General features: G+C 44.8%; 17 protein-coding genes. 10 read left to right on the forward strand and 7 right to left on the reverse strand.

From position 1 onward, the window contains the following. Positions 1–109: 109 nt before the first annotated feature. Together GSF08_RS10495 and GSF08_RS10500 are read right to left on the reverse strand one after the other, a co-directional pair. Positions 110–523, reverse strand: coding sequence for a helix-turn-helix domain-containing protein (locus tag GSF08_RS10495; protein WP_160625737.1), 414 nt, complete (start codon positions 521–523; stop codon positions 110–112). A gap of 181 nt (positions 524–704) precedes the next feature. Beyond that, positions 705–1907, reverse strand: a complete 1203-nt coding sequence (locus GSF08_RS10500; RefSeq protein ID WP_160625738.1) for an acetyl-CoA C-acetyltransferase — start codon at positions 1905–1907, stop codon at positions 705–707. A 371-nt stretch (positions 1908–2278) separates the two neighbouring features. Here GSF08_RS10500 and GSF08_RS10505 point away from each other — a divergent pair, with 371 nt between their 5' ends. From GSF08_RS10505 to GSF08_RS10545, 9 genes are all read left to right on the forward strand, one after another. After that, positions 2279–3418 carry an acyl-CoA dehydrogenase gene (locus tag GSF08_RS10505; protein WP_160625739.1) on the forward strand — a complete coding sequence of 380 codons (1140 nt, stop codon included), beginning with the start codon at positions 2279–2281 and terminating at the stop codon, positions 3416–3418. A 20-nt stretch (positions 3419–3438) separates the two neighbouring features. Beyond that, a complete protein-coding gene (locus GSF08_RS10510) occupies positions 3439–4227 on the forward strand; it encodes an electron transfer flavoprotein subunit beta/FixA family protein (RefSeq protein WP_160625740.1) in 789 nt (262 codons plus the stop codon). Between the two features lie 12 nt (positions 4228–4239). Next, entirely contained in the window at positions 4240–5262 is a 1023-nt protein-coding gene (locus GSF08_RS10515; RefSeq protein ID WP_160625741.1) for an electron transfer flavoprotein subunit alpha/FixB family protein, read from the forward strand. 45 nt (positions 5263–5307) lie between these two features. After that, positions 5308–6147 carry a 3-hydroxyacyl-CoA dehydrogenase family protein gene (locus GSF08_RS10520; RefSeq protein ID WP_160625742.1) on the forward strand — a complete coding sequence of 280 codons (840 nt, stop codon included), beginning with the start codon at positions 5308–5310 and terminating at the stop codon, positions 6145–6147. A gap of 79 nt (positions 6148–6226) precedes the next feature. Then, positions 6227–7006 carry an enoyl-CoA hydratase-related protein gene (locus tag GSF08_RS10525; protein WP_160625743.1) on the forward strand — a complete coding sequence of 260 codons (780 nt, stop codon included), beginning with the start codon at positions 6227–6229 and terminating at the stop codon, positions 7004–7006. A gap of 60 nt (positions 7007–7066) precedes the next feature. Continuing rightward, positions 7067–8614 (forward strand): acyl CoA:acetate/3-ketoacid CoA transferase, encoded by a 1548-nt coding sequence (locus tag GSF08_RS10530; protein WP_160625744.1) that lies wholly within the window; start codon positions 7067–7069, stop codon positions 8612–8614. A 458-nt stretch (positions 8615–9072) separates the two neighbouring features. Continuing rightward, a complete protein-coding gene (locus GSF08_RS10535; protein WP_160625745.1) occupies positions 9073–10101 on the forward strand; it encodes a threonine aldolase family protein in 1029 nt (342 codons plus the stop codon). A 175-nt stretch (positions 10102–10276) separates the two neighbouring features. Then, the gene (locus GSF08_RS10540) at positions 10277–10951 is read left to right on the forward strand and encodes an MgtC/SapB family protein (RefSeq protein WP_160625746.1); all 675 of its coding nucleotides are present in this window, start codon (positions 10277–10279) and stop codon (positions 10949–10951) included. A 552-nt stretch (positions 10952–11503) separates the two neighbouring features. Next, a complete protein-coding gene (locus GSF08_RS10545) occupies positions 11504–13225 on the forward strand; it encodes an ABC transporter ATP-binding protein (RefSeq protein ID WP_160625747.1) in 1722 nt (573 codons plus the stop codon). Positions 13226–13447: 222 nt separating this feature from the next. Here GSF08_RS10545 and GSF08_RS10550 read toward each other — a convergent pair whose 3' ends face one another. The 5 genes from GSF08_RS10550 to hutH are packed head-to-tail and all read right to left on the reverse strand — an operon-like array spanning position 13448 to position 19768. Then, entirely contained in the window at positions 13448–14083 is a 636-nt protein-coding gene (locus tag GSF08_RS10550) for a cyclodeaminase/cyclohydrolase family protein (protein ID WP_160625748.1), read from the reverse strand. Between the two features lies 1 nt (position 14084). Continuing rightward, entirely contained in the window at positions 14085–15305 is a 1221-nt protein-coding gene (hutI, locus tag GSF08_RS10555; RefSeq protein ID WP_160625749.1) for an imidazolonepropionase, read from the reverse strand. After that, on the reverse strand, positions 15295–16254 hold the full coding sequence (gene ftcD / locus GSF08_RS10560) for a glutamate formimidoyltransferase (protein ID WP_160625750.1): 960 nt from the start codon (positions 16252–16254) through the stop codon (positions 15295–15297). Before ftcD ends, hutI begins: the two co-directional genes overlap by 11 nt. Next, positions 16247–18235 (reverse strand): urocanate hydratase, encoded by a 1989-nt coding sequence (hutU, locus tag GSF08_RS10565; RefSeq protein WP_160625751.1) that lies wholly within the window; start codon positions 18233–18235, stop codon positions 16247–16249. Before hutU ends, ftcD begins: the two co-directional genes overlap by 8 nt. Positions 18236–18238: 3 nt before the next feature. After that, on the reverse strand, positions 18239–19768 hold the full coding sequence (gene hutH / locus GSF08_RS10570; protein ID WP_160625752.1) for a histidine ammonia-lyase: 1530 nt from the start codon (positions 19766–19768) through the stop codon (positions 18239–18241). A 280-nt stretch (positions 19769–20048) separates the two neighbouring features. Here hutH and GSF08_RS10575 point away from each other — a divergent pair, with 280 nt between their 5' ends. Beyond that, positions 20049–22466: a glycyl radical protein gene (locus GSF08_RS10575; protein WP_160625753.1), complete on the forward strand. Its 2418-nt coding sequence runs from the start codon at positions 20049–20051 to the stop codon at positions 22464–22466.

Genomic DNA, 22466 nt, shown 5'->3' on the forward strand with positions numbered 1-22466 from the left:
AGCTTTATGATAAGATTGAATACTATCCATTCCATATATAAAAAATCTGATGGGCAATACGCTGTCCGTCAGATTTTTATATCATAAAACATATATAAGCGATTGTGTATCAAGATAGATTTTTATAAATATTTTGAGCCATGATATATACACCGATCAAAGATTCTCCAACAGCGATTCCCACTAAAACCCCCGATATAAAATCGCGAACAGCCGAGCCGTGAATAAAATTGGACATCACAAAAAAGAGGATACCGGTTATGGTCAACATGAGTCCCAATAACAGATTTTTCTGATTTTCTAATGTCTGAATGCGGGTGAGCAAATCCATTACTTGCGATTCATTATTATAGGAATGCGACCCTTCATCAGCCTTTCCTTCTAATAATTCGTGGATGGTAATTTTCAATTCATGGCACAGCGGGTTGATTGTCTGATAGTCAGGCATACTTTTTCCGGTTTCCCATTTAGATACTGTTTTATTAGACACATGCAATTTTTCTGCCAGCTGCTCTTGCGTCATGTTCTGTTCCTTACGTTTTTATCGTAAAAAAATTTCCCAATGGCAATCAGATTCATAGAAATACCTCCGTATATCTATTTTAAAGGTAAGAAATGAGAAAGTATATCCCCGTTTCATAGAATTTAAGAGGAAAAGAATCCCTGCAATAAAAAAGTGATCTTTGCGGATCACTTTTATTTTCTTAGCGCTTTACGATAACTGCTGTACCCATACCGCCGCCGATGCAAAGAGATGCAAGACCGGTGTGCAGATCGCGCTTCATCATTTCGTGAATCAGTGTAACGAAGATTCGGTTTCCGGAAGCACCTACCGGATGACCTAAGGCAATCGCGCCTCCGTTCACGTTAGTTTTTTCCATGAATGCATCGCGATCGATCTTGTGTTCTTCCACCAGTTCGTGGATAACACCCAGTGACTGAGCGGCAAATGCTTCATTCAGCTCAACCAGTTCTACATCGTCTAATTTCATCTCTGCCTGGTTCAGGGCATTGCGGATTGCCGGTGTAGGACCAAGACCCATTACTTTTGGATCAACGCCGCCCTGACCGAATCCGACAATTTCACACAGAACGTTCAGATTATATTTTTTAACTGCATCTTCGCTTGCCAGCAATACGAAGCTTGCGCCATCGTTGATGCCGGATGCGTTACCTGCGGTAACACTGCCGTCCTTGATGAAGGCCGGACGCAGCGTAGCTAATTTTTCACGTGTTGATTTGCGGTTTGGATGTTCATCTGTATCAAAGATGACCGTCTCTTTACGCTTTTTCACTTCAACTGGTACGATTTCATCTTTAAAGCGTCCGCTGTCTACTGCGGCGATCGCTTTCTGCTGCGAAGCATAAGCGAAGTCATCCTGCATCTCACGAGTGATGCTATATTTGGCAGCGATGTTTTCGGCAGTAACACCCATGTGGATGTTGTCGAATGCATCGGTCAATGCGTCATAGATCATGTGATCAACGGTAGTAAAGTTACCCATTTTGTTTCCGGTGCGGGCATTGCCTGGCACCAGGTAAGGGGCACCGCTCATGGACTCCACACCACCGGCTACGACGATATCGTTGAAACCGCACTGGATGGACATAGCACCTTCCATAACGGTTCTTAAGCCGGAACCGCAGACCATATTTACGCTGTGTGCGCAAACTGTTTCAGGGATACCGGAGAGAATTGATACCTGACGGGCTACGTTTTGACCAAGCCCTGCGGATAATACATTACCTACGATTACTTCATTGACATTTTCAGGAGCAACTTTGGCATCTTCCAATAACGCTTTTACAACCGTTGAACCCAAAACCTCTGGCTTTACCGTTGTCAAAGAACCAAGGAAACTGCCGATCGCACTACGTTTAGCGCTGACTACATACGTTTTTCTCATTTTCCTCAACCTGCTTTCTTTTCATATTGTATTTCCTAGCTTAAATACATACCCATGATAGCGAAAAAAGAATGGTTTGTCAATAAACTTGTGAAAAAATTAATAAGCAAGAATTGATGATTATTAACAAGCAGAAAAGTCATGAAAAAAGGAAATGAAAAATGTAAACGCTACCAAGTTTTAAAATGCAAAATTACTTGTTAATATTTTAACAATTACCATTGACGGAGTGGGATTTAGGTTATAAAATTAGAGAGGTTACAAGGCGATTTTATACTGTCTGGCTTTGTAAGAAATCCTTCGTGATGGATTTATGAATGACCAGAACGAAGGGAATTATGTTCAAGATATTCAAGGAGAGGAGAACATTTATGGATTTCATGTTAACAGAACAACAAAAAATGATGAAAAAGCTTTTTTCCGAGTTCGCCGAAAAAGAAGTTAAACCGATTGCCGGTGAAATTGATGAAGAAGAGCGTTTTCCACGCGTTACTGTCGAGAAAATGGAAGCCTGCAAAATGCTAGGTATCCCATTCCCACGGGAATATGGAGGAGCAGGAGCAGATTATCTGAGTTATATTCTGGCGGTAGAGGAGCTCAGTAAGGTCTGCGGTACTACAGGCGTCATCCTGTCTGCACATACATCATTGGGCACCAGTCCGATCGCAGCCTTCGGTACTGAGGAACAGAAACAGAAATATCTGCCTGATCTTTGTACCGGAAGAAAGCTGGGAGCGTTTGGCTTAACTGAGCCGAATGCCGGTACGGACGCAGCCGGTCAGCAGACAACAGCGGTAAAGGATGGTGAGGACTACATCATCAACGGTTCTAAAATCTTCATCACCAATGCCGGAGAAGCAGACATCTATGTAATCTTCGCCATGACGGATAAATCACAGGGAACCCGCGGTATTTCCGCATTCATCCTGGAAAAGGGAATGCCGGGATTCACGATCGGCAAACATGAGAAAAAGCTGGGTATCCGTGCTTCTGCTACCTGTGAGCTGATCTTTAACAACGTTCGCGTATCCAAAGCAAACCTGCTCGGTCAGGAAGGCAAAGGATTTAAGATTGCCATGCAGACCCTGGACGGCGGCCGTATCGGAATCGCCGCGCAGGCACTGGGAATTGCCCAGGGCGCGATTGACGAAGCTGTGGCTTACGTGAAATCTCGTAAACAGTTTGGCCGTCCGATCGCAAAATTCCAGAATACGCAGTTCCAACTGGCAGATATGCAGACAAAAGTAGATGCTGCCCGCTTCTTAGTATACAATGCCGCTATGTGCAAGCAGAATGGTCAGCCATATACCGTTGCGGCTGCGGAAGCAAAATTGTTTGCGGCAGAAACTGCGATGGAGGTTACAACAAAGGCAATCCAGCTGTTAGGCGGATACGGCTATACAAGAGATTATCCAGTAGAGAGAATGTTCCGTGATGCGAAAATCACTGAAATTTACGAGGGTACATCGGAAGTACAGCGCATGGTTATCAGCGGACAGATGCTGAAGTAAGAGAAAGGATGACAACTGATATGAAAATTGTAGTTCTTGTAAAACAGGTACCTGATTCAACTGAAATCAGAGTCGATAAAGAAACCGGAACCCTGATTCGCGCCGGTGTTCCAAGCATCATCAATCCGGACGATCTAGCCGGTGTGGAAGCTGCTCTGCAGCTGAAAGAAAAACATGGTGCTACGGTAACCATTATCTCCATGGGACCACCACAGGCTTCCGATATGCTGAAAGAATTATATGCGCGCGGTGTTGATGAATGCATTCTGATTACAGACCGTGCGTTTGCCGGAGCTGATACTTGTGCAACCTCTTCTACCCTGGCGGCGGCATTGACCAAGACCGGTTATGATTTAATTATTGCCGGACGTCAGGCAATCGACGGTGATACTGCACAGGTAGGACCGCAGACGGCAGAGCGTTTGAATATTCCTCAGGTAACCTATGTTGATGAGATCATCGATCTAAATGACAAAACGGTTACCGTAAAGAAAGCCTTAGAAGACAGTGAAGAAATCTTAGAAGCAAAATTACCTTGTGTATTAACAACCTTGAGCGGTATGAATGAGCCTCGCTACATGAATTGTAATGATATTGTCGATTCGTTCAGCAAAGAAGTAAAAATCATGACCTTCAGCGATCTGGATATCGATGCAAGCAAAGTTGGTTTGGCCGGTTCTCCTACCAAAGTACACCACACGTTCACAAAAGAAGTTTCTGCCCAGACAGAGACATTTACATTACCTGCTGATGAAGCCGCAAAATTGATTGCGACGAAATTAAAAGAAAAGCAGTTAATTACGAAATAGGAGGACAGCGAAATGGCTAAATTTGAAGGATATAAAGATATTTACGTTTTCGTTGAACAGAAGAACGGAAACATCGCCAATGTTGGCTATGAATTGATCAGCGAAGCGCGCAAGCTGGTAAAACAGATTCCCCACATGAACTTTGAAGTTGTCGGAGTACTGCTGGGACATCATATCGCTTCGAAAGCAAACGATGTAATCGCACACGGTGCTGATAAAGTAATCGTAGTCGATCACGAACTGTTGGAAAACTATTCTACGCAGTTCTATACGGATGCTTTGACCCAGGTCATCAATGCATTCAAACCAGATTCTTTCCTGACTGGTGCTACCGTGCTTGGCCGCGATTTGGCACCGCGGGTTGCGGCACGTCTGAACGCCGGCTTAACTGCCGATGCGACAAAAATTGAAATGGATCCGGAAAAAGAAGATGAAGCACTGCTGTTAGTCACTCGTCCGACCTTCGGCGGTAACTTATTCGGAACGATCATCTGTCCGGATACCCGTCCACAGATGGCAACGATCCGTCCTAACGTATTCTCCATGGATCCGGTTGATCCTGCTCATGAGGGAGAAGTGATCGTATTCAATCCTTCCTTTGATGATACGGAAGCTAAAGTTGTTGTAAAAGAAATTATTGAAAAAGTCGTGGAAGGCATCGACATCACAAAATCTGATATTCTGGTAGGAGCCGGCCGCGGCGCGGAAGACTGCCTGGATATAGTAGAAGCAGTTGCTGAAGAGCTGGGCGGGGCAATGTGTGCCAGCCGTGCTGTGGTTGATGACGGCTTTGCCGACAAAGCAATTCAGGTAGGACAGACTGGTAAGACTGTACGCCCTTCCCTGTATATTGCCTGCGGCATCAGCGGAGCTTGCCAGCATGTTGCCGGCATGGAAAAATCCGATATGATTATCGCAATTAATCGTGATCCTCAGGCAGAAATCTTTAATATCGCCAATATCGGAATCATCGGTGATGTGAAAGAAATCCTGCCGCTGCTGAAAGAGGAAATCAAAAACGTAAAAGCGGCATAAGCTGCAAAGCTATATAATGATGAAAGTGAAAAGGAGCGAACTATTATGAAAAAGATTGGTGTAATCGGCGCCGGCACTATGGGCCAGGGCATTGCGAACGCATTTGCTTCAAACGGATATGAAGTTACCGTATGCGATATCAACATTGAATTTGCACAAAACGGGGTTGCGAAAATCAACAATAAGCTGGATAAACTGGTAAGCCGTGAAAAAATGACGGCAGAAGCTGCCGCTAAGGTAAAAGCAAACCTGAAAACTGGAGTATATGAAGATCTGAACGATGTAGATTTTATCATTGAAGCAGTTCTTGAGAAAATGGAAATTAAAAAAGATCTGTTCACCAAACTGGATGAAATCTGTAAAGAATCCTGCATCTTCGGTACGAACACATCTTCATTATCGGTAACTGAAATTGCCAAAGGCATCAAGCATGACGTTATCGGTATGCACTTCTTCAATCCGGCTGATCGTATGAAGCTGGTTGAAGTTATTTCCGGAATCAATACGCCGGCTGCTGTCAAAGATACGGTTATTGAATTAGCGAAAGCACTGGGCAAAACACCGGTAGAGGTTGCAGAAGGTCCGGGATTCGTTGTGAACCGCATCCTGATTCCAATGATCAACGAAGCTGCTTTCATCCTGCAGGAAGGCATTGCCAGCGCGGAAGATATTGATACGGCCATGAAGCTTGGTGCGAACCATCCTATGGGTCCTCTGGCCCTGGGCGATCTGATCGGCTTGGATGTTGTACTGGCTATTTTGGATGTATTACAGGCAGAAACCGGTGATCCGAAATACCGTGCCTGCACGCTGATCAAGAAAATGGTTCGCGGCGGCAAACTGGGACAGAAAACTGGCGTAGGATTCTACGACTACACAAAATAAAGTGTATTGCAATAACAGTAGAATCGACATGTACGGTTCTACTGTTTCTTATACGTAAACACGTAGGAAAGGTGAAAATATGGATACAGTATTATTAGAGATGAAAGAACATATCGCAACCATTACCATCAATCGTCCCAAGGCGCTGAATGCTTTGAGTACAGAGGTTCTGGAAGATTTGAATACTGCTTTGGCACAGGTTTGTGCAACCAAAAGCATATATGCTTTGATTATCACTGGAGCTGGTGACAAGAGCTTTGTGGCAGGTGCGGATATTGCGGAAATGAAAGATAAAAATGTAGATGAGGCAGCTACTTACGGCCGTTTCGGAAACCAGATCTTCCGCCGTATTGAAAACTTCCGCTGTCCGGTCATTGCGGCGATCAACGGATTTGCATTAGGCGGCGGCTGCGAGCTTGCCTGCGCATGTGATATTCGTATCGCTGCTGATAATGCGGTATTCGGTCAGCCGGAAGTAGGATTGGGCATTACCCCGGGATTCGGCGGAACACAGCGTCTGGCACGCCTTGTCGGTGCCGGCCCAGCCAAAGAAATGATCTTTACCGGACGTAATATCAAAGCGGATAAAGCATTGGCTATCGGCTTGGTAAACAGTGTTGTTCCGCACGATGAGCTGATGGCAGCGGCTGAGAAAATGGCAGCGAATATTGCCAAGAACGCACCAATCGCTGTCGCAAATGCGAAAACGGCAATCAATGAAGGCTTGCAGACAAATATTGACGCAGGCATCAACATTGAGGTAAAGGCTTTCTCTGCATGCTTTGCAACTGAAGATCAGAGAACTGGAATGAACGCTTTCGTAAATAAAGAAAAAGTTGATGCATTCGCAAATAAATAAGCAAAAAGACAGATAGAGACAGAAGGACACTATCTGTCTTTCTCGCAAAGGAGTGTTGAAATGAGTAAGATTGTAAGTTTAGAAGAAGCCATTTCCATGATCAAAGACGGTTCAACGCTGGGAATCGGCGGATTTATCGGTTCCGGGCATCCGCAGGAATTCTCAGTTGGTCTGGAAGAATCCTTCTTAAAGAGCGGTCATCCCCGTGATCTGACGATCATGTTCTCGGCTGGTATCGGAGACGGTACCGATCGGCTGGGACTCAATAAAATCGGCCATGAGGGACTGTTAAAACGGATTATCGGCGGTCATTGGGGACTAATTCCAAAGCTGCAGCGTTTGGTCTTTGACAATAAGGTGGAAGGATACAACCTGCCGCTGGGAACCATATCTCTATTGTTTCGTGAAATAGCCGGACACCGCCCCGGAGTTTTCACAAAAGTTGGTTTGAAAACATTCATTGATCCGCGTTTAGAAGGTGCGAAGATGAATGAAAGAACCAAAGACGATCTGGTGGAGCTGACCCATGTTAATGGTGAGGAATATCTGCTTTATAAAGCGTTCCCGGTAAACTATGCGCTGATCCGTGCAACCTATTGTGATGAAGAAGGTAATGCGGTGATGGATAAAGAAGCCGCAACTTTAGATTCCTTGGCGATCGCCCAGGCAGCGAAAAACTCCGGAGGCAAGGTTCTGCTTCAGGTGGAAAAGGTAGTACAAAACGGAACCTTAGATGCACGCAAAGTAAAAATTCCAGGTATCTATGTTGATGCAATTGTAATATCACGTCCGGAAAATCATTGGCAGACATACCAGGGCTATTACAACCCTGCTTTCAGCGGTGAATGCCGGGTGCCTGTGGATTCCATCGAACCAATGGCACTCAATGAGCGTAAGATCATTTGCCGCCGGGCTGCGATGGAGCTCGATCCAAGGGCGATCATCAACCTGGGCATCGGAATGCCGGAAGGAATCGCGAACGTAGCCAATGAAGAAGGAATGCCGGGTCTAAAGCTGACGGTTGAGACCGGCGGTATCGGCGGTGTACCGGCGGCAGGAACCGCATTCGGTGCAGTTACGAATCCGGAATGCATCATTGATCAGCCGTATCAGTTTGATTTCTATGACGGCGGCGGTCTGGATCAGGCATTCTTAGGCTTGGCGGAATGTGACAAAGAGGGAAATATCAATGTATCACGCTTTGGACCGAAGATTGCCGGCTGCGGCGGATTTATCAATATCACGCAGACAACTCCGGTAGTTATTTACTGCGGTACCTTTACATCCAAAGGATTGAAGCTGGATATCAAGGATGGCAAGCTGAATATTCTGCAGGATGGCAGTATCATGAAATTCAAAAATAAAGTAGAGCAGGTAACCTTCTCAGCTGAATTTGCGAAGGAACAGCATCAAAAAGTTCTGTATATCACGGAACGATGTGTATTTGAACTGCGTCCGGAAGGCTTGACCCTCACGGAAATTGCCCCGGGAGTGGACTTAAAGAAGGATATTCTGGGACATATGGAATTTGAGCCATTGATCGCAAAGGATTTAAAACTGATGGATGAGCGCTTATTCCGAGAAGCAAAAATGGGTTTGATAAAATAATTATGAATATAGAAAAAGTACCTTTATAAAATGATTTGAGGTACTTTTTTACCGATTTTACCAAAACATCTACCGATCATGCCAAATAGCTTTACGCATTATATGTTTCTTTTTATAATGTAGACGTAAAGAAGCCATAGAGCTTCTTGAAAAGAAAATCGCTTATAGAAATGGATGACAGGCATTCCGGGTCATCATAATAAACAGGAGAATGATGTGCGTCCAAGCATATAAGTGATGGTCTTATCCGAAAGTTGAAATTGAAGGAAAATAAGAAAATTGGGAAAATAGGCTTTCGGTAAGACATTCGTGAATATACAGTCCAGCGGATAGAGGAAGTATGGAAGAAGGCGCTGGGCTGTATATTTTTTTATCTGTTTTTTTATGAAAATATACCGTATAATAAAGGCAGTTTGTAAAAGCATGTAAAATATCAAGAAATTGAAAGGGGTGTTTGGATGATCAGCTTTAAGAATGATTACAGTGAGGGTGCCTGCCCACAAATTATGCAGGTTCTTCAGGAAACAAATGAACAGCAGTCTGATGGCTATGGACTGGATCCCTATTGTGAAGAAGCAAGGGCGTTAATTAGAAAAAAGCTGGGCTGTGAAAATGGTGATGTTCATTTCTTTGTGGGCGGTACACAGGCCAATCAGACGATTATCGCCTCCGTACTGCGTCCATATGAAGCGGTGATTGCCGTTGACAGCGGTCATATCAATGTTCATGAAACCGGAGCGATCGAAGCAACCGGACATAAAGTGCTGACAGCTTTGGGAAAAGCGGGTAAAGTACTGCCAAAGGAAGTGCAGCAGATTGTTGATGCGCATACTGATGAACATATGGTGAAACCGGCAATGGTGTATATTTCTAATGCGACAGAAATCGGTACGGTTTATACTAAGGAAGAATTACAGGCGCTTCGTAAGGTATGCGATGAAAACGGTCTTTATCTGTTCATGGATGGAGCCCGGCTGGGAGCGGCAATGAGCGCTTGTGACAATGATGTAAAGTGGACTGATTATCCCGATCTTGTTGATGTGATGTATATCGGCGGTACTAAAAACGGCGCCTTATTTGGAGAGGCGTGTATCATCATGAATGATGCTTTAAAAAAAGATTTCCGCTATCACATCAAACAGCGTGGAGGAATGCTTGCCAAGGGGCGTCTGCTTGGACTTCAGTTTCAGTGTCTGATGCAGGATGACTTGTTGGAAAAATTGGCTGATCATGCGGTATCGCAGGCTCAGAAGCTGCAGGCCGGTATCAAGGAAAAGGGCTATACGTTCTTTGTTGAAACAACAACCAATCAGATCTTTCCGATCTTGGACAACACAACCATGAAATGTATGGAGGAAAGCTTCGCATTCCAGACATGGGAAACGGTGGATGAAACACATACGGCAATTCGTCTGGTCACCTCTTGGGCAACCAAACCGGAGGCAGTTGAGGACTTTCTGCATGCATTGCCGAAGGTTGGAAAATAAGTAACTTTTCTCAATGAGCGAAAGGTTGAAACCGTATTCTTGGAGTATTAAGGGTATGAAATACAGCGGGTGCTTCTCATCCCGCTTTTTTAATGTATATTTTTTTCTTTTCTCTTTTCTGATTTCACATATTATATTGATCGGGTGTATAATATTTTATTAGGAAGGTGAGAACATGAATCTATCATATTGGCAGGATATCGAGTTTTTGATTCGAATTATATTAGCGGCAGTTTGCGGTGGCATCATTGGCTATGAACGCCAAAACCGCAAGAAAATGGCTGGTATTCGTACCCACTTGATTGTTGCGCTCGGATCCGCACTTATCATGATTGTATCAAAATATGGTTTTTCCGATATTTTAGGACTAAAAGGAATAGCGTTGGATCCGTCCCGTATTGCGGCTCAAATCGTTACGGGGGTGGGCTTCTTAGGTGCCGGTATTATCTTTGTCCGACATGAAACAATAAATGGATTAACCACTGCGGCTGGTATCTGGGCGACTGCCGGGGTTGGTATGGCGATCGGTGCGGGACTATACAGCCTTGGTATTGCCACGGCAGTGGTTATCATTCTGGTTCAGATTATCTTGCACCGACAATTCAAGTGGCTGCAGGAACCGATCATCAATCAGATTACCATTCAGATTCAGGATGAACCGCATGTCCTCAGTCAGATTAAACAGATGTTTGAGGAAAACGGATTTACGATCGAGCATATGAAAGCTTCCAAGGGTGATGGTGATGACCTCACTGTCAAGATGACAATTATATACCCCTTAGGTAAGCATGATCAGGATTTACTGGATATGATTCATCAGGACAAAGCGATTCACGTCTTGGAATTCTAGTGTTTTTAATAGGGATATGTAACCATAAAAATATAATGAAAATTGGGACAGCGATTTTATCATAATTGCTTTTCTGCTTAGATCTGTATCATCACCGTATTATGTGTTTTATGCATGTGATGAGAAGCGTGCAGGTTGATGATACATGATAAAAACTAAAAAGTGTGAGTAATGTTAGTATATCAATAGCATGAAATTTAACAGCTGGGAAGGGAATAGTCCTTATTCATTACCAAACACAGAGCGTAAGCAGATGATACTTTAAAAGTGGATGCCGGAATTGCATACGGATATGTAAGAAACTGCAAGGGCGTGTGATCACGCTCTTTTTATATGGAAGGATTTGATGAAAGATTTCATACATAAAGGTTAGTTGGTAAAAAATAAATATAATACTTGCAATCACAATCTAAAAAGTATAAAAAAACCAATGATAGCTTAGATTAGGCAGGGTAGTGATCAGATGCTTACAATCATAAAAAAGGCATATGATAACGTTTAACAAAACCCTTTGATTATGGTAAACTTATTTAAATGACGGGAGGGATAGCAATGGTAAAACGTTTTATTTCGTATTATAAACCGCATATGCGTCTGTTCATCTTGGACATGGCAGCCGCTTTTTTTATTGCGGTAGGGGATTTGTTTTATCCAATTATTACCCGGGACATGTTAAATATTTACATTCCGCGGAAAGAGATTCAACTGTTAATTGTATGGAGTATTGTGCTGCTGGTCGTTTATCTGATAAAAATGGTGCTGAATTATTTTGTGCAGTATTATGGACATCTGGTAGGTGTCTATATGCAAGCGGATATGCGCCGTCAGATGTTTAGGCGGCTTCAAAAGCTTCCGTTCAGTTATTTTGATGAACATGAAACAGGACAGATCATGTCGAGAATGGTGAATGATTTAATGGATATAGCAGAGCTTGCTCATCATGGCCCGGAGGATTTATTTATTTCCATTGTTATGATCATCGGAGCATTCTTCTATTTGTGCACGATCAATATACCATTAACCGTAATTATCTTTATCTTTATTCCGATACTGGTCTATTTTAGTATTCGCATGCGAACCAGAATGTCTGAGGCATTCACCGAGAGCCGAGTAAAGGTAGCCATGATCAATGCCAATCTGGAAAACAGTATATCCGGGATTCGCGTATCAAAAGCTTTTACGAATGGTATATATGAAGAGGAAAAGTTTCAGAAGGGAAATCATGCCTTTATCAAGGCGAGAGAAAAAGCGTATAAAGCAATGGGACAATTTTTCAGCGGAACCGGCTTTATCATGGATTTACTGAATGTAGTTGTTTTGGTAGCAGGCGGTATTTATACCTATTACGGTCAGATCAATTATGGAGATTTGGTAGCTTATATGTTGTTTATCAATATGTTTATCAATCCGATCAAAAAGCTGATCAATTTTATGGAAATGTTCCAGGAAGGCATGACCGGCTTTAAGCGTTTCTGTGAGCTTGTCGATGAACCGATTGAAGAAGAACAGCCCGATGCGGTGGAACTCAAAAATGTCCAGGGAGAGATTGTGTTCGATCATGTAAGCTTTACATATACAGACGGCAAAGAAGTATTGCACGATGTGAATCTGCATATTCGGAAGGGGGAAAAGCTCGCCCTGGTAGGACCAAGCGGCGGTGGAAAAACAACTATTTGTCATTTGATTCCGCATTTCTATACCCTGGACAGTGGGATGATTTCGATTGACGGTACACCGATCAAAGATATCCGTTTTGAAAGCTTGAGAAAAAACATCGGCATCGTTCAGCAGGATGTATTCCTCTTTGGTGGATCAATCCGTGATAATATAGCTTATGGAGATCTATCAGCGGGTGATGATGCCATCATGGAAGCCGCAAAACGGGCCAATATCCATGATTACATTATGAGCCTTCCAGAAGGTTATCATACCAACATCGGAGAACGCGGTGTGAAATTATCGGGCGGTCAAAAACAGCGTCTGTCGATTGCCAGGGTGTTTCTGAAGGATCCGGCTATTTTGATTTTGGATGAAGCAACCAGTGCTTTAGATAATACGACGGAGCTATTGATTCAGGAAGCGCTGGATGAATTATGCAAAGGACGTACGACCTTAATTGTGGCGCATCGTTTATCAACGATAAAAAATGCGGACACGATCGTTGTGATTACCCACGGACAAATTGATGAAATCGGCACCCATGAGGAATTGCTTAAAAAAGATGGTTTATATACAAAGCTGTATAACAGTCAATTTAAGACGATGGACGATTAGCAGAGAACGGCTATGAAATGTGTAATTTCAAGCAAGACTTTGATAACCGGTAAATGACTGACTGCATTACTGATGAAATTTATTATCGGCAGCTGAATGACATGTATTCTATTTATTTTTGATCAATTATCATAAATATGAATAAAAAAGAATGCCAATAACATGCGCCTCCGTTTATTGTTGTCCAACTTACGGGGTGCACTTCATAATGGCATTCTTTTTTTATAAATACTTTTCGGCTTCCCGAAGCAGCAGCGTTTTCCAGCTTTCACTTTTTGAGAGCTGTTCCTCCATCCGCTTTTGCCAAGCAGTACGCAAGGCATCATCCTGTAAAGAGGACAGGTTGATCCGTACATTGTATCCTGCGCTTTTTACCGCAGTATCCAGCATTAGGACACCGACTGCAATGTCAGATACGGCATTTTTATTTCCGAAAGGAATGATGTCCATAAACGTACTCATGATTTCGGTACTCAGTTCCATGATGTGATAGGGAGATTCAATTGCCGTAATGGTAGCTTTCTGCATTGCTTCACTGCGGGCAGTCCTTTGTTCATCACTATCTTTAGGCATATGAATAGCTTCCATAACCGTATTATACGCTTCACTGTCTTGATCGATTGCTTCCAGCAGTTCACTGCGTTTGGCTTCCATCATTTGAAAAGTCCGCAGAAACTGTATCTGTACTGTCTCATCCAAGTCTTTAAAGCGTTTTTTGGAAATTGATAAATGCGCATACATGCGGCTCAATGCAACTCCCAGCGAACCGCATAATGCGGCAACACTGCCGCCGCCGGGGGCAGGGGAAGGGCTGTCCACTTCATTTAAAAAGTCAATTATTTTCATTTCCTGATACATATTACACAACCTTTCGTCCATTCTTATATACCTGAGTTATCGGATTTTTCTGCATGTTTGCGATCACTTCATCAAAGCTGGCGACGTTCATAACGATAAAGTCAGCCTGCTTGCCAACCTCCAGTGAACCGATTTCATGATCGCGGTCAACTGCTTTGGCGGCATTGATCGTAGCCATGCTGAGTACTTCGTTCGGCGTTAGCTTATAACCGCGGCTGGCGATTCTAAGCATCCATAGAAAGTCACTGCATGGGCAGGAACCGGGATTATAATCTGTGGCAACCGCGAGGGTAACACCATGCTTCAGCATCATTTTTGCGCGGGCATATGCGCTGCCCAAGTTAAAAGAGGTAGCAGGCAGCAGTACTGCCATTATATCATGAGCCGCTAGCTTATCACTGTCCGCTTCTGTGGTTACCATACAATGCTCCACACTGACAGCGCCCAGTTCACAGGCAACATCAACACCGCCGATGGATGCGATCTCATCGACATGAATTTTGATCTTTAATCCGGCGTCTTTGCCGATCTGTAAAATTTCTTTGGCTTCTTCAGCATTAAATACACCGGTTTCCAGAAAACAATCCATATATTCAGCCAGATGGTGTTCCATAACATAGGGAAGTACTTCATTCTTCTGATAGGTAAAGAAGGCATGCGCATCAGGATAATTTTTAGGGCGGGCATGCGCGGGAAGAAATGAAGAAATAAGCGTGATCGGTGTGTCCTTCTGCAGCTCCTTCACCACTTCCAGCTGTTTGATTTCCGTATCTCTATCCAAGCCGTAGCCGCTTTTTGCTTCCAGGGTCGTTACACCGCACGTCAGCATATAATCCAGTGTAGCTTTGGCCTTGTTATATAATTCTTCAAACGTGGCTTTGCGGGTTGCTTCCACTGTGGCATGAATCCCGCCGCCGGCCTGTAAGATATCCAAATAGGCAACTCCGGCCATTTTTTTCCGATATTCATTGCTTCGATCTCCGCCGTATACCAAATGGGTATGCGCATCTATAAAACCGGGCAATACGATCTGGTTATTACAGTCGATGATTTCTCCGTCGACGAATGGTGCTTTGCCTGTGCCGATTTCTTGAACCCGCCCATCCGCTACGATCATCCAAGCATGTTCAATGATCGATGCATCATCCAGCCGGTCTTTTTTACGGACGCCGCCGGCCATGGTATACAGCTTGGCGATATTGGTAAACAGTTTAATGGACATGGTACTCAATCACCTTGGAAGCGTCAAAATCATGAAGCTTCAGCTGTTCACTTACATAAGCGACAAGCTCTTCCAAATTCAATGTCACCTCAGCTTTGGAAGCGACATGAAGATAGTAAGCGGCAATATCCTTTAAACAATCCACGGATACAAGGCCGATGAATTCAGAACCAATCACTTTTACATCATAGCGCTTTGCTTCCATCTTAACGGCTTCAAAGGCACGGTATACGCTGGTTTTGGTAAAATCGGTTACATTCATGGTCACCTGAACGATTCCTTTATCTTCCAGGGTAACGGGTCCCGCCTGAATACAGCGGTATCCGCCGCCTGAGTAACGAACCATGCGGGCAATTGCGGCCGCGATCTTACGGTTATCCGTATTCAGATCAATATTAAAAGCAATTAATAGCGGACGGCATCCTACTGCGGTTACCCCGGCTGTGGGATGCACGGCAGTTCCAAAATCCGGCTTCCAATACGGATCCTTCAATTTTTCTGCCATACCTTCAAATTCACCCTTGCGGATATCCGGCAAGCTGGCGCATTGTTCACGCTTTGCGGAAAGCGAATACAGGAAAACCGGAATATCGGTTGCTTCATGAAGCTCTTTGGCGCATTCTTCACTCAGCGCAACGGCTTCCTCAACTGTCATATCCTGAATTGGTATGAATGGCACCACATCAATCGCGCCCATTCGTTTGTGTTCCCCATGGTGTTTTCGCATGTCAATGCATTCCACCGCGATTTTAGCGGATTCTACCATTGCGGCTTTAACCGCCTGCGGTTCTCCGATTACTGTTACCACAGTGCGGTTGTAGCTGGTATCACCTTCGACATTTACCAGGTGTACGCCCTTGGTTGTCTGAAAGGGTAAGGTAATTTGTTCCATCGCGGCAGGATTGCCGCTGATGGAGTAATTTGGCACACATTCTACGATCTTAGTCATGATTCAGCTCCTTATCTACCAATGCTTGAATCATATCCATATCTGCAAGATAAGGCATGGTGATGCTGTCGGTATCTTTCATTGTTTCATTATAGCGGGCTGCTGTTTCTATAGAGTGATCATTGCCGGCCCAGCTGCGCCGAGCAACCCCGCCCATGACATCCCAAAGCATGGAGTTCCTTAAAATTTCATCTACGCGTTCACTGCCGTCAAGCACTAAGCCGAAGCCGCCATTGATCGCTTTACCGATGCCGACACCGCCGCCGTTATGCAAAGCACATAAAGACATGCCGCGGGCCGCATTGCCGGCGAAACACTGGGTAGCCATATCGGCCATGAACTGTGAACCGTCTTTGATGTTGGAGGTTTCGCGGAATGGCGAATCCGTACCGGACACATCGTGATGATCACGACCCATCATGATCGGGCCGACAATTCCTTTACGAACCATATCATTGAATTTTAAACCGATGTTTAAACGTCCGAAAGCATCCTGATATAGAATGCGGGCCTGCGTTCCGACCACCAGTTTATTGGCTTTGGCATCCTTGATCCATTTCCAGTTATCATAGTCCTGGAAGCGGCGATCCTTATCAATGCAGTCCATTGCCGCCTGATCGGTTAGATCGAGGTCTTTTGGCTCACCGGACAGACATACCCAGCGGAACGGGCCATAGCCATAATCAAACAGTTCCGGTCCCAAAATATCTTCTACATAGGAAGGGAAGATAAAACCGTCTTTGTCATCTAAGCCATTTTTACTGATTTCTTTTATCCCGCTGTCAAATACAGCTTTCATGAAGCTGTTGCCGTAATCAAAGAAGTAGGTTCCCTGTTCATGAAGCTTACATATGCATGCAAAGTGTTTGCGAAGCGATGCGTCAACCAGACTGCGGAATGTATCGTGATCATTTTTTAAAAGCTCAGTACGTGTCGCAAAATCAATACCAACTGGACAGTAGCCGCCTTCATAGGCTTCATGGCAGGAGGTCTGATCGGACAAGATGTCAATTTTGATGTTATGATCGATCGCATAGCTCAGCAGATCAACGATATTGCCATGGAACGCAATCGCACAGGCGCGTTTTTCTGCCTGACATTTGTGAGCCAGATCAAAGGCATCCTGTTCACTTTCTACAACCTCATCAACCCAGCCCTGTGAATGACGGGTTTCAATCCGTGAACTGTCAACCTCCGCAACAATCGCAACGCCGTTCGCAATCTTCGCCGCTTTGCCCTGAGCGCCGGACATGCCGCCTAAACCGGAGGATACAAACAGCATATGTTCCATATCATTTTGTCCCGGATGAAGCATTCGTGCGGCGTTCAACAATGTGTTGTATGTGCCATGAACGATACCCTGCGGTCCGATATACATCCAGCCGCCGGCGGTCATTTGGCCATAATTTGCCACGCCTAATGCCGCGAAGCGCTTGAAATCTTCCAAATTATCAGCTTCTCCGACCATTAATGCATTGGTAATGATAACGCGGGGGGCATGCTTTTGAGAATGAAACAGTCCCAACGGATGACCGGATTCCATAACTAAGGTTTGCGTATCGGTTAATTGTTCAAGATATTTTTTGATTAAGCGATACTGCATCCAGTTTTGACAAACCTGTCCGGTTTCTCCATATGTTACCAGTTCATAAGGATACAGAGCAGTTTCAAAATCGAGATTGTTGTCAATCATGACCTGAAAGGCTTTGCCCTCAATGCAGTTTCCTTTGTATGAATCAATGCTCTTACCGTAAATTCTTCCTTCCGGACGGAAACGATATCCATAGATACGGCCGCGTGTCATCAGTTCATCTAAAAATTCCGGTGCCAGCTCTTCGTGATATTCTTTCGGAATATAGCGCAGGGCATTGCGCAAGGCGAGAGCGATATCGGCTTTGGATAATTTTGCTTCCCGTTTAGGGGCACGGCGGATGCCTTCGACAAAGGCCGGGGTCGATTTTGGAATTTCCGTTAAAATCATAGGTTATACCTCCTTTAATGTACAAGTATGTTCAACTGCCGCTAACAGGGATCCGTCATGGATCATGTCGGCAATCTGATGAATAAATGGATAGAATACCGTATCCTCTTCAAAGAACGGCACGGCCTTGCGAATGGTTTCGTAGGCTGGCTGAGTACCTTTTCCGAGTTTTCCGTTTTCCTGCAAATCAATAGCCTGAGTACTGCACAGCATTTCCATTGCCAATACATCCTGAGTATTTTTCAGAATATCTTGCGCTTTGCGGGCAGCGATCGTTCCCATTGATACATGATCTTCCTGATTAGCACTGGATGGAATGGAATCCACACTGGCCGGATGGGCGAGCACCTTGTTTTCAGAAACCAATGCCGCAGCCGCATACTGAACGATCATAAAGCCGGAGTTCAGGCCGCCCTTCGGCGTTAAGAAAGCGGGAAGATCATTGTTGAGCGCCGGATTGACCAAACGTTCCACACGGCGTTCTGCAATATTCGCCAGCTCGCTGATCGCAATGCCTAAATAATCAAATGCCATCGCAACACTTTCGCCGTGGAAGTTGCCTCCGGATATCGCGTATTCATCTTCCACAAACAAAATGGGATTATCGGTTACGGAGTTGATCTCAATTTCCAGCTTTTCAACGACATGGCGGATTGCATCCTTGCAGGCACCGTGTACCTGTGGCGCACAGCGAAGTACATAAGCATCCTGTACGCGTTTCTCTCCTTGATTGGTAATGCGTTCACTGCCGTCCAATAAATCTCTTACGTTATCCGCGGTGTGAATCTGCCCGCTATGCGGACGCACCGCGTGGACTCTTGCATCAAAGGCATCACGGATGCCTTCCAGCGCCTCCATGCTTAATGCCACCGATACATCGGCTAGCTTACTAGCCTGCAGTGCATCATAAGCGGTGATACAGCCAACTGCACACATAGCCTGCGTGCCATTGATCAGCGATAATCCCTCTTTGGCGCTTAATACGACCGGTTTGATGCCTGCCGCTTCCATCGCTGCTTTTGAAGGCACCCTTTTTCCGTTCAGGAATGCTTCCCCTTCACCAATTAAAGTGAGCGCCATATGGGCAAGCGGACATAGGTCGCCGGACGCGCCCAAGCTGCCTTTCTCATATACCAAAGGATATACATCACGGTTCAGCATATTCACCAGGGTTTCTAAGGTGGAAAGCCGAATTCCGGAGAATCCTTGTGAAAGTGAGTTGATCCGCAGCAGCATCATCGCTCTTACGATTTCTTCGCTGAAGGGATCACCGACCCCAACCGCATGCGACATAATCAAATTGCGCTGCAGTTCTCCGGTTTCTTCTTTTGATATCAATGTATCGGAAAATTTACCGAAACCGGTTGTGATTCCATAACTTACCTTGCCCTGTTCGACAAAGTCTTTTACCATTTGTTCCGCCTTGCGGATTTTTTCTTTTGCCTCATCGGATAAGGCAATTCTGCGGCGATTTCTCGCTACGTCAATTACATCATCCAAAACCAGATGATGACCGTCTATCATCAATTCCATAATATCAGCTCCTTTAGCTTTTATTATACTTGTTTTTAGGCCGGATTGACAGTGGGAAACCACAGGAAAATCACTGCGAATTTACGGGATCATAAATTATGATAAAAATTTTGTATTTAAGTGTTCATTTATGTTCGATTTGCGGATTTATGTGGTCTGTAATCAAATTATTTTGTCATATATATGTTCGGTTTCATAGGATAACACATAAATTATGAATGCCTATTGACGGTAAATGTTTGATTGTGTTACTTTGAAATCGTAAAAGGAGGAATACCCTATGAAATGTTTAAGTTTTCAGCCTAAAAATAACGACTGCGATTTTGAGCGCATCGCACGTTTTCAGAAAGACATGAATATACGTACTGCTACCCTTTGTGCCGAACGTGCCGAGATCATCACGCGTTCGTTTCAGGAAACAGAAGGAGAGCCGATCGTAATTCGCCGTGCCAAGGCGTTTGCGGATATCTTGAAAGAAATGACCATCTATATTCAGAAAGATTCCTTGATTATCGGCAATCAAGCCTGCCGTAATTTTGCGGCTCCGGTTTTCCCGGAATATTCCTATGATTGGGTAATTGAGGAAATGGATGAATTTGCGCACCGCAGCGGTGACAGCTTTCAGGTTGATGAAGCTACGAAACAGCGGCTCCGTGCTTTAGAGGGCTATTGGATCGGCAAGACGCATAAGGATGAAGTATTGAAAAATCTTCCTTTGATCAATCGTGAAGCGGAAAAACAGAGTGTATTGCATCGGGGCGGCATCAGTATGTCCGGTGACGGCCATATTATCCCTAATCATGATTTTGTGTTGAAATATGGTTTTGGCGGTATGCGTGATATAGCGAAAGAGAAGCTGACACATGACGATCTTACCGAAGAACAGCGTGATTTTTATCAGGCATCGATACTTGCGATGGAGGGTGCTTTAACGTATATCAAGCGTTTTTCTGAGCTGGCGCTTCAGGAAGCAAAGCACTGTACTGATGAAAAACGTGCCAAAGAGCTGGAAGCACTTGGTGAAATGTTTGCGACCTTCATGGAAGGCGGCGCCCGCAGTTTCCATGAAGCGGTTGAGGCAGTATATATGACACACCTGCTGATGATGATTGAAAGCAATGGACATTCTTTCTCTTTCGGGCGGTTTGATCAGTATGTCTGGCCGTATTATCAAGCAGATATTGAATCTGGAAAACTCTCAAAAGAGAAAGCGCTGGAAATCATAACGCATTTCTTTATCATGACAAATTCTTTGAATAAGATTCGTCCATGGGATCATACCCAGTACAGCGGCGGCTATCCGTTGTATTCCAATCTGATGGTCAGCGGCTTAAAGCCAAACGGAGAGGATGGAACCAATGATATTTCCTACCTGTGTTTAGAAGCGATGAATTTATCCATGCTTCCTGAGCCAAACTTATCTGTACGCTTTCATGAGCATACTCCGCATTCTTTGATGAAGGATGCGGCGAAGCTGATCCGCAAAGGATTCGGCATGCCTTCAATTTTCTGCGATGAAGTATGCATTCCGGCGATGCAGTCACTGGGACTTGATTTAGCGGTAGCCCGCGATTATGCGTCAATGGGCTGTGTCGAAACGGCGATTCCGGGACGCTGGGGACATCGCGCAACCGGCATGACCTATGTGAATTTCGGAAAAATTCTGGAGCTTGTCATGAATAATGGTATGGATCCGGAAAGCGGAGTCCAGCTGGTGAAGCTGAACGGTGAACCCGGCCGTGACATCCACTATGAAAGTTATGAGGAAATCTGGCAGGCTTGGGAAAAGCTGCTTGCGTTCTATACCGGTTTGGCGGTGGACTGCGATCTGGTCTGTGATCGTTCCTTAAAGTATCATGATGCGGATGCATTTGCTTCCTGTACGGTAAACAGCTCCTTAGCGCGCGGTAAAACCTTGAAAAACGGCGGTGCAGAATATGACTATGTATCCAGCTCCAGCATCGGAATGTCGGTGGTCGGCGATTCCTTGGCGGCCATCAAAAAGCTGGTCTTTGAGGACAAGAAACTGACCTTGCAGCAGATCCGCGATGCGATGGATCACAATTTTGAAGGCCTGGAAGGCGCGAAGATTCGAAAGCTTTGCAAGCAGGCACCGAAATTCGGCAATGATGATGACTATGTCGATGAAATTGTTGCGGATGTTTATGAATCCTATCTGAAGCTGCTGCCGAGCTTTAAAACAGATCGTTATGGAAAAGGCCCAATCGGCTGTACCTATACGATGTCAACATCCAACATCACCTCCTATGTGCCGAACGGCTTTGAAGTAGGGGCAACCCCGGACGGCCGTTTAGCTACCAAACCGCTGAACGAAGGGGCATCACCTTGCCTAGGCGCTGATAAAGAGGGACCGACGGCTGTGATCAATTCCATTTCCAAGCTGCCTAATAAGCGCATGGCGGGAGGACAGCTGCTGAATATGCGCTTCTCTCCGAATGCGTTGGACGGTGAAGAAAACTTAGAGAAATTTACCCGGTTCATGGAAGCGGGACGTAACAAGAATATTTTTCATAATCAATTTAATATCGTTGACTCGGAAACCTTGAAAAAGGCCAAAGCACATCCGGAAGAATATCCGGATCTGATGGTGAGAGTAGCCGGCTATTGCGCGTTATTCTCAACCCTGATGCCGGAAGCGCAGGATGCGATCATCGCACGGACGGAACTGAGCTGGTAA

The sequence above is a fragment of the Copranaerobaculum intestinale genome, from assembly GCF_009831105.1.
Lineage (GTDB): Bacteria > Bacillota_I > Bacilli_A > Erysipelotrichales > Erysipelotrichaceae > Copranaerobaculum > Copranaerobaculum intestinale.

Excerpts from the sequence above, each read along its gene's own strand:
- ftcD (WP_160625750.1), bottom strand. The coding sequence starts at position 16,254 with ATGACTAAGATCGTAGAATGTGTGCCAAATTACTCCATCAGCGGCAAT.
- GSF08_RS10550 (WP_160625748.1), bottom strand. The coding sequence starts at position 14,083 with ATGTATCAGGAAATGAAAATAATTGACTTTTTAAATGAAGTGGACAGC.
- GSF08_RS10545 (WP_160625747.1), top strand. The coding sequence starts at position 11,504 with ATGGTAAAACGTTTTATTTCGTATTATAAACCGCATATGCGTCTGTTC.
- hutU (WP_160625751.1), bottom strand. The coding sequence starts at position 18,235 with ATGATTTTAACGGAAATTCCAAAATCGACCCCGGCCTTTGTCGAAGGC.
- GSF08_RS10515 (WP_160625741.1), top strand. The coding sequence starts at position 4,240 with ATGGCTAAATTTGAAGGATATAAAGATATTTACGTTTTCGTTGAACAG.
- GSF08_RS10510 (WP_160625740.1), top strand. The coding sequence starts at position 3,439 with ATGAAAATTGTAGTTCTTGTAAAACAGGTACCTGATTCAACTGAAATC.
- GSF08_RS10495 (WP_160625737.1), bottom strand. The coding sequence starts at position 523 with ATGACGCAAGAGCAGCTGGCAGAAAAATTGCATGTGTCTAATAAAACA.
- GSF08_RS10505 (WP_160625739.1), top strand. The coding sequence starts at position 2,279 with ATGGATTTCATGTTAACAGAACAACAAAAAATGATGAAAAAGCTTTTT.
- hutH (WP_160625752.1), bottom strand. The coding sequence starts at position 19,768 with ATGGAATTGATGATAGACGGTCATCATCTGGTTTTGGATGATGTAATT.
- GSF08_RS10575 (WP_160625753.1), top strand. The coding sequence starts at position 20,049 with ATGAAATGTTTAAGTTTTCAGCCTAAAAATAACGACTGCGATTTTGAG.
- GSF08_RS10540 (WP_160625746.1), top strand. The coding sequence starts at position 10,277 with ATGAATCTATCATATTGGCAGGATATCGAGTTTTTGATTCGAATTATA.
- hutI (WP_160625749.1), bottom strand. The coding sequence starts at position 15,305 with ATGTCCATTAAACTGTTTACCAATATCGCCAAGCTGTATACCATGGCC.
- GSF08_RS10520 (WP_160625742.1), top strand. The coding sequence starts at position 5,308 with ATGAAAAAGATTGGTGTAATCGGCGCCGGCACTATGGGCCAGGGCATT.
- GSF08_RS10500 (WP_160625738.1), bottom strand. The coding sequence starts at position 1,907 with ATGAGAAAAACGTATGTAGTCAGCGCTAAACGTAGTGCGATCGGCAGT.
- GSF08_RS10530 (WP_160625744.1), top strand. The coding sequence starts at position 7,067 with ATGAGTAAGATTGTAAGTTTAGAAGAAGCCATTTCCATGATCAAAGAC.
- GSF08_RS10525 (WP_160625743.1), top strand. The coding sequence starts at position 6,227 with ATGGATACAGTATTATTAGAGATGAAAGAACATATCGCAACCATTACC.
- GSF08_RS10535 (WP_160625745.1), top strand. The coding sequence starts at position 9,073 with ATGATCAGCTTTAAGAATGATTACAGTGAGGGTGCCTGCCCACAAATT.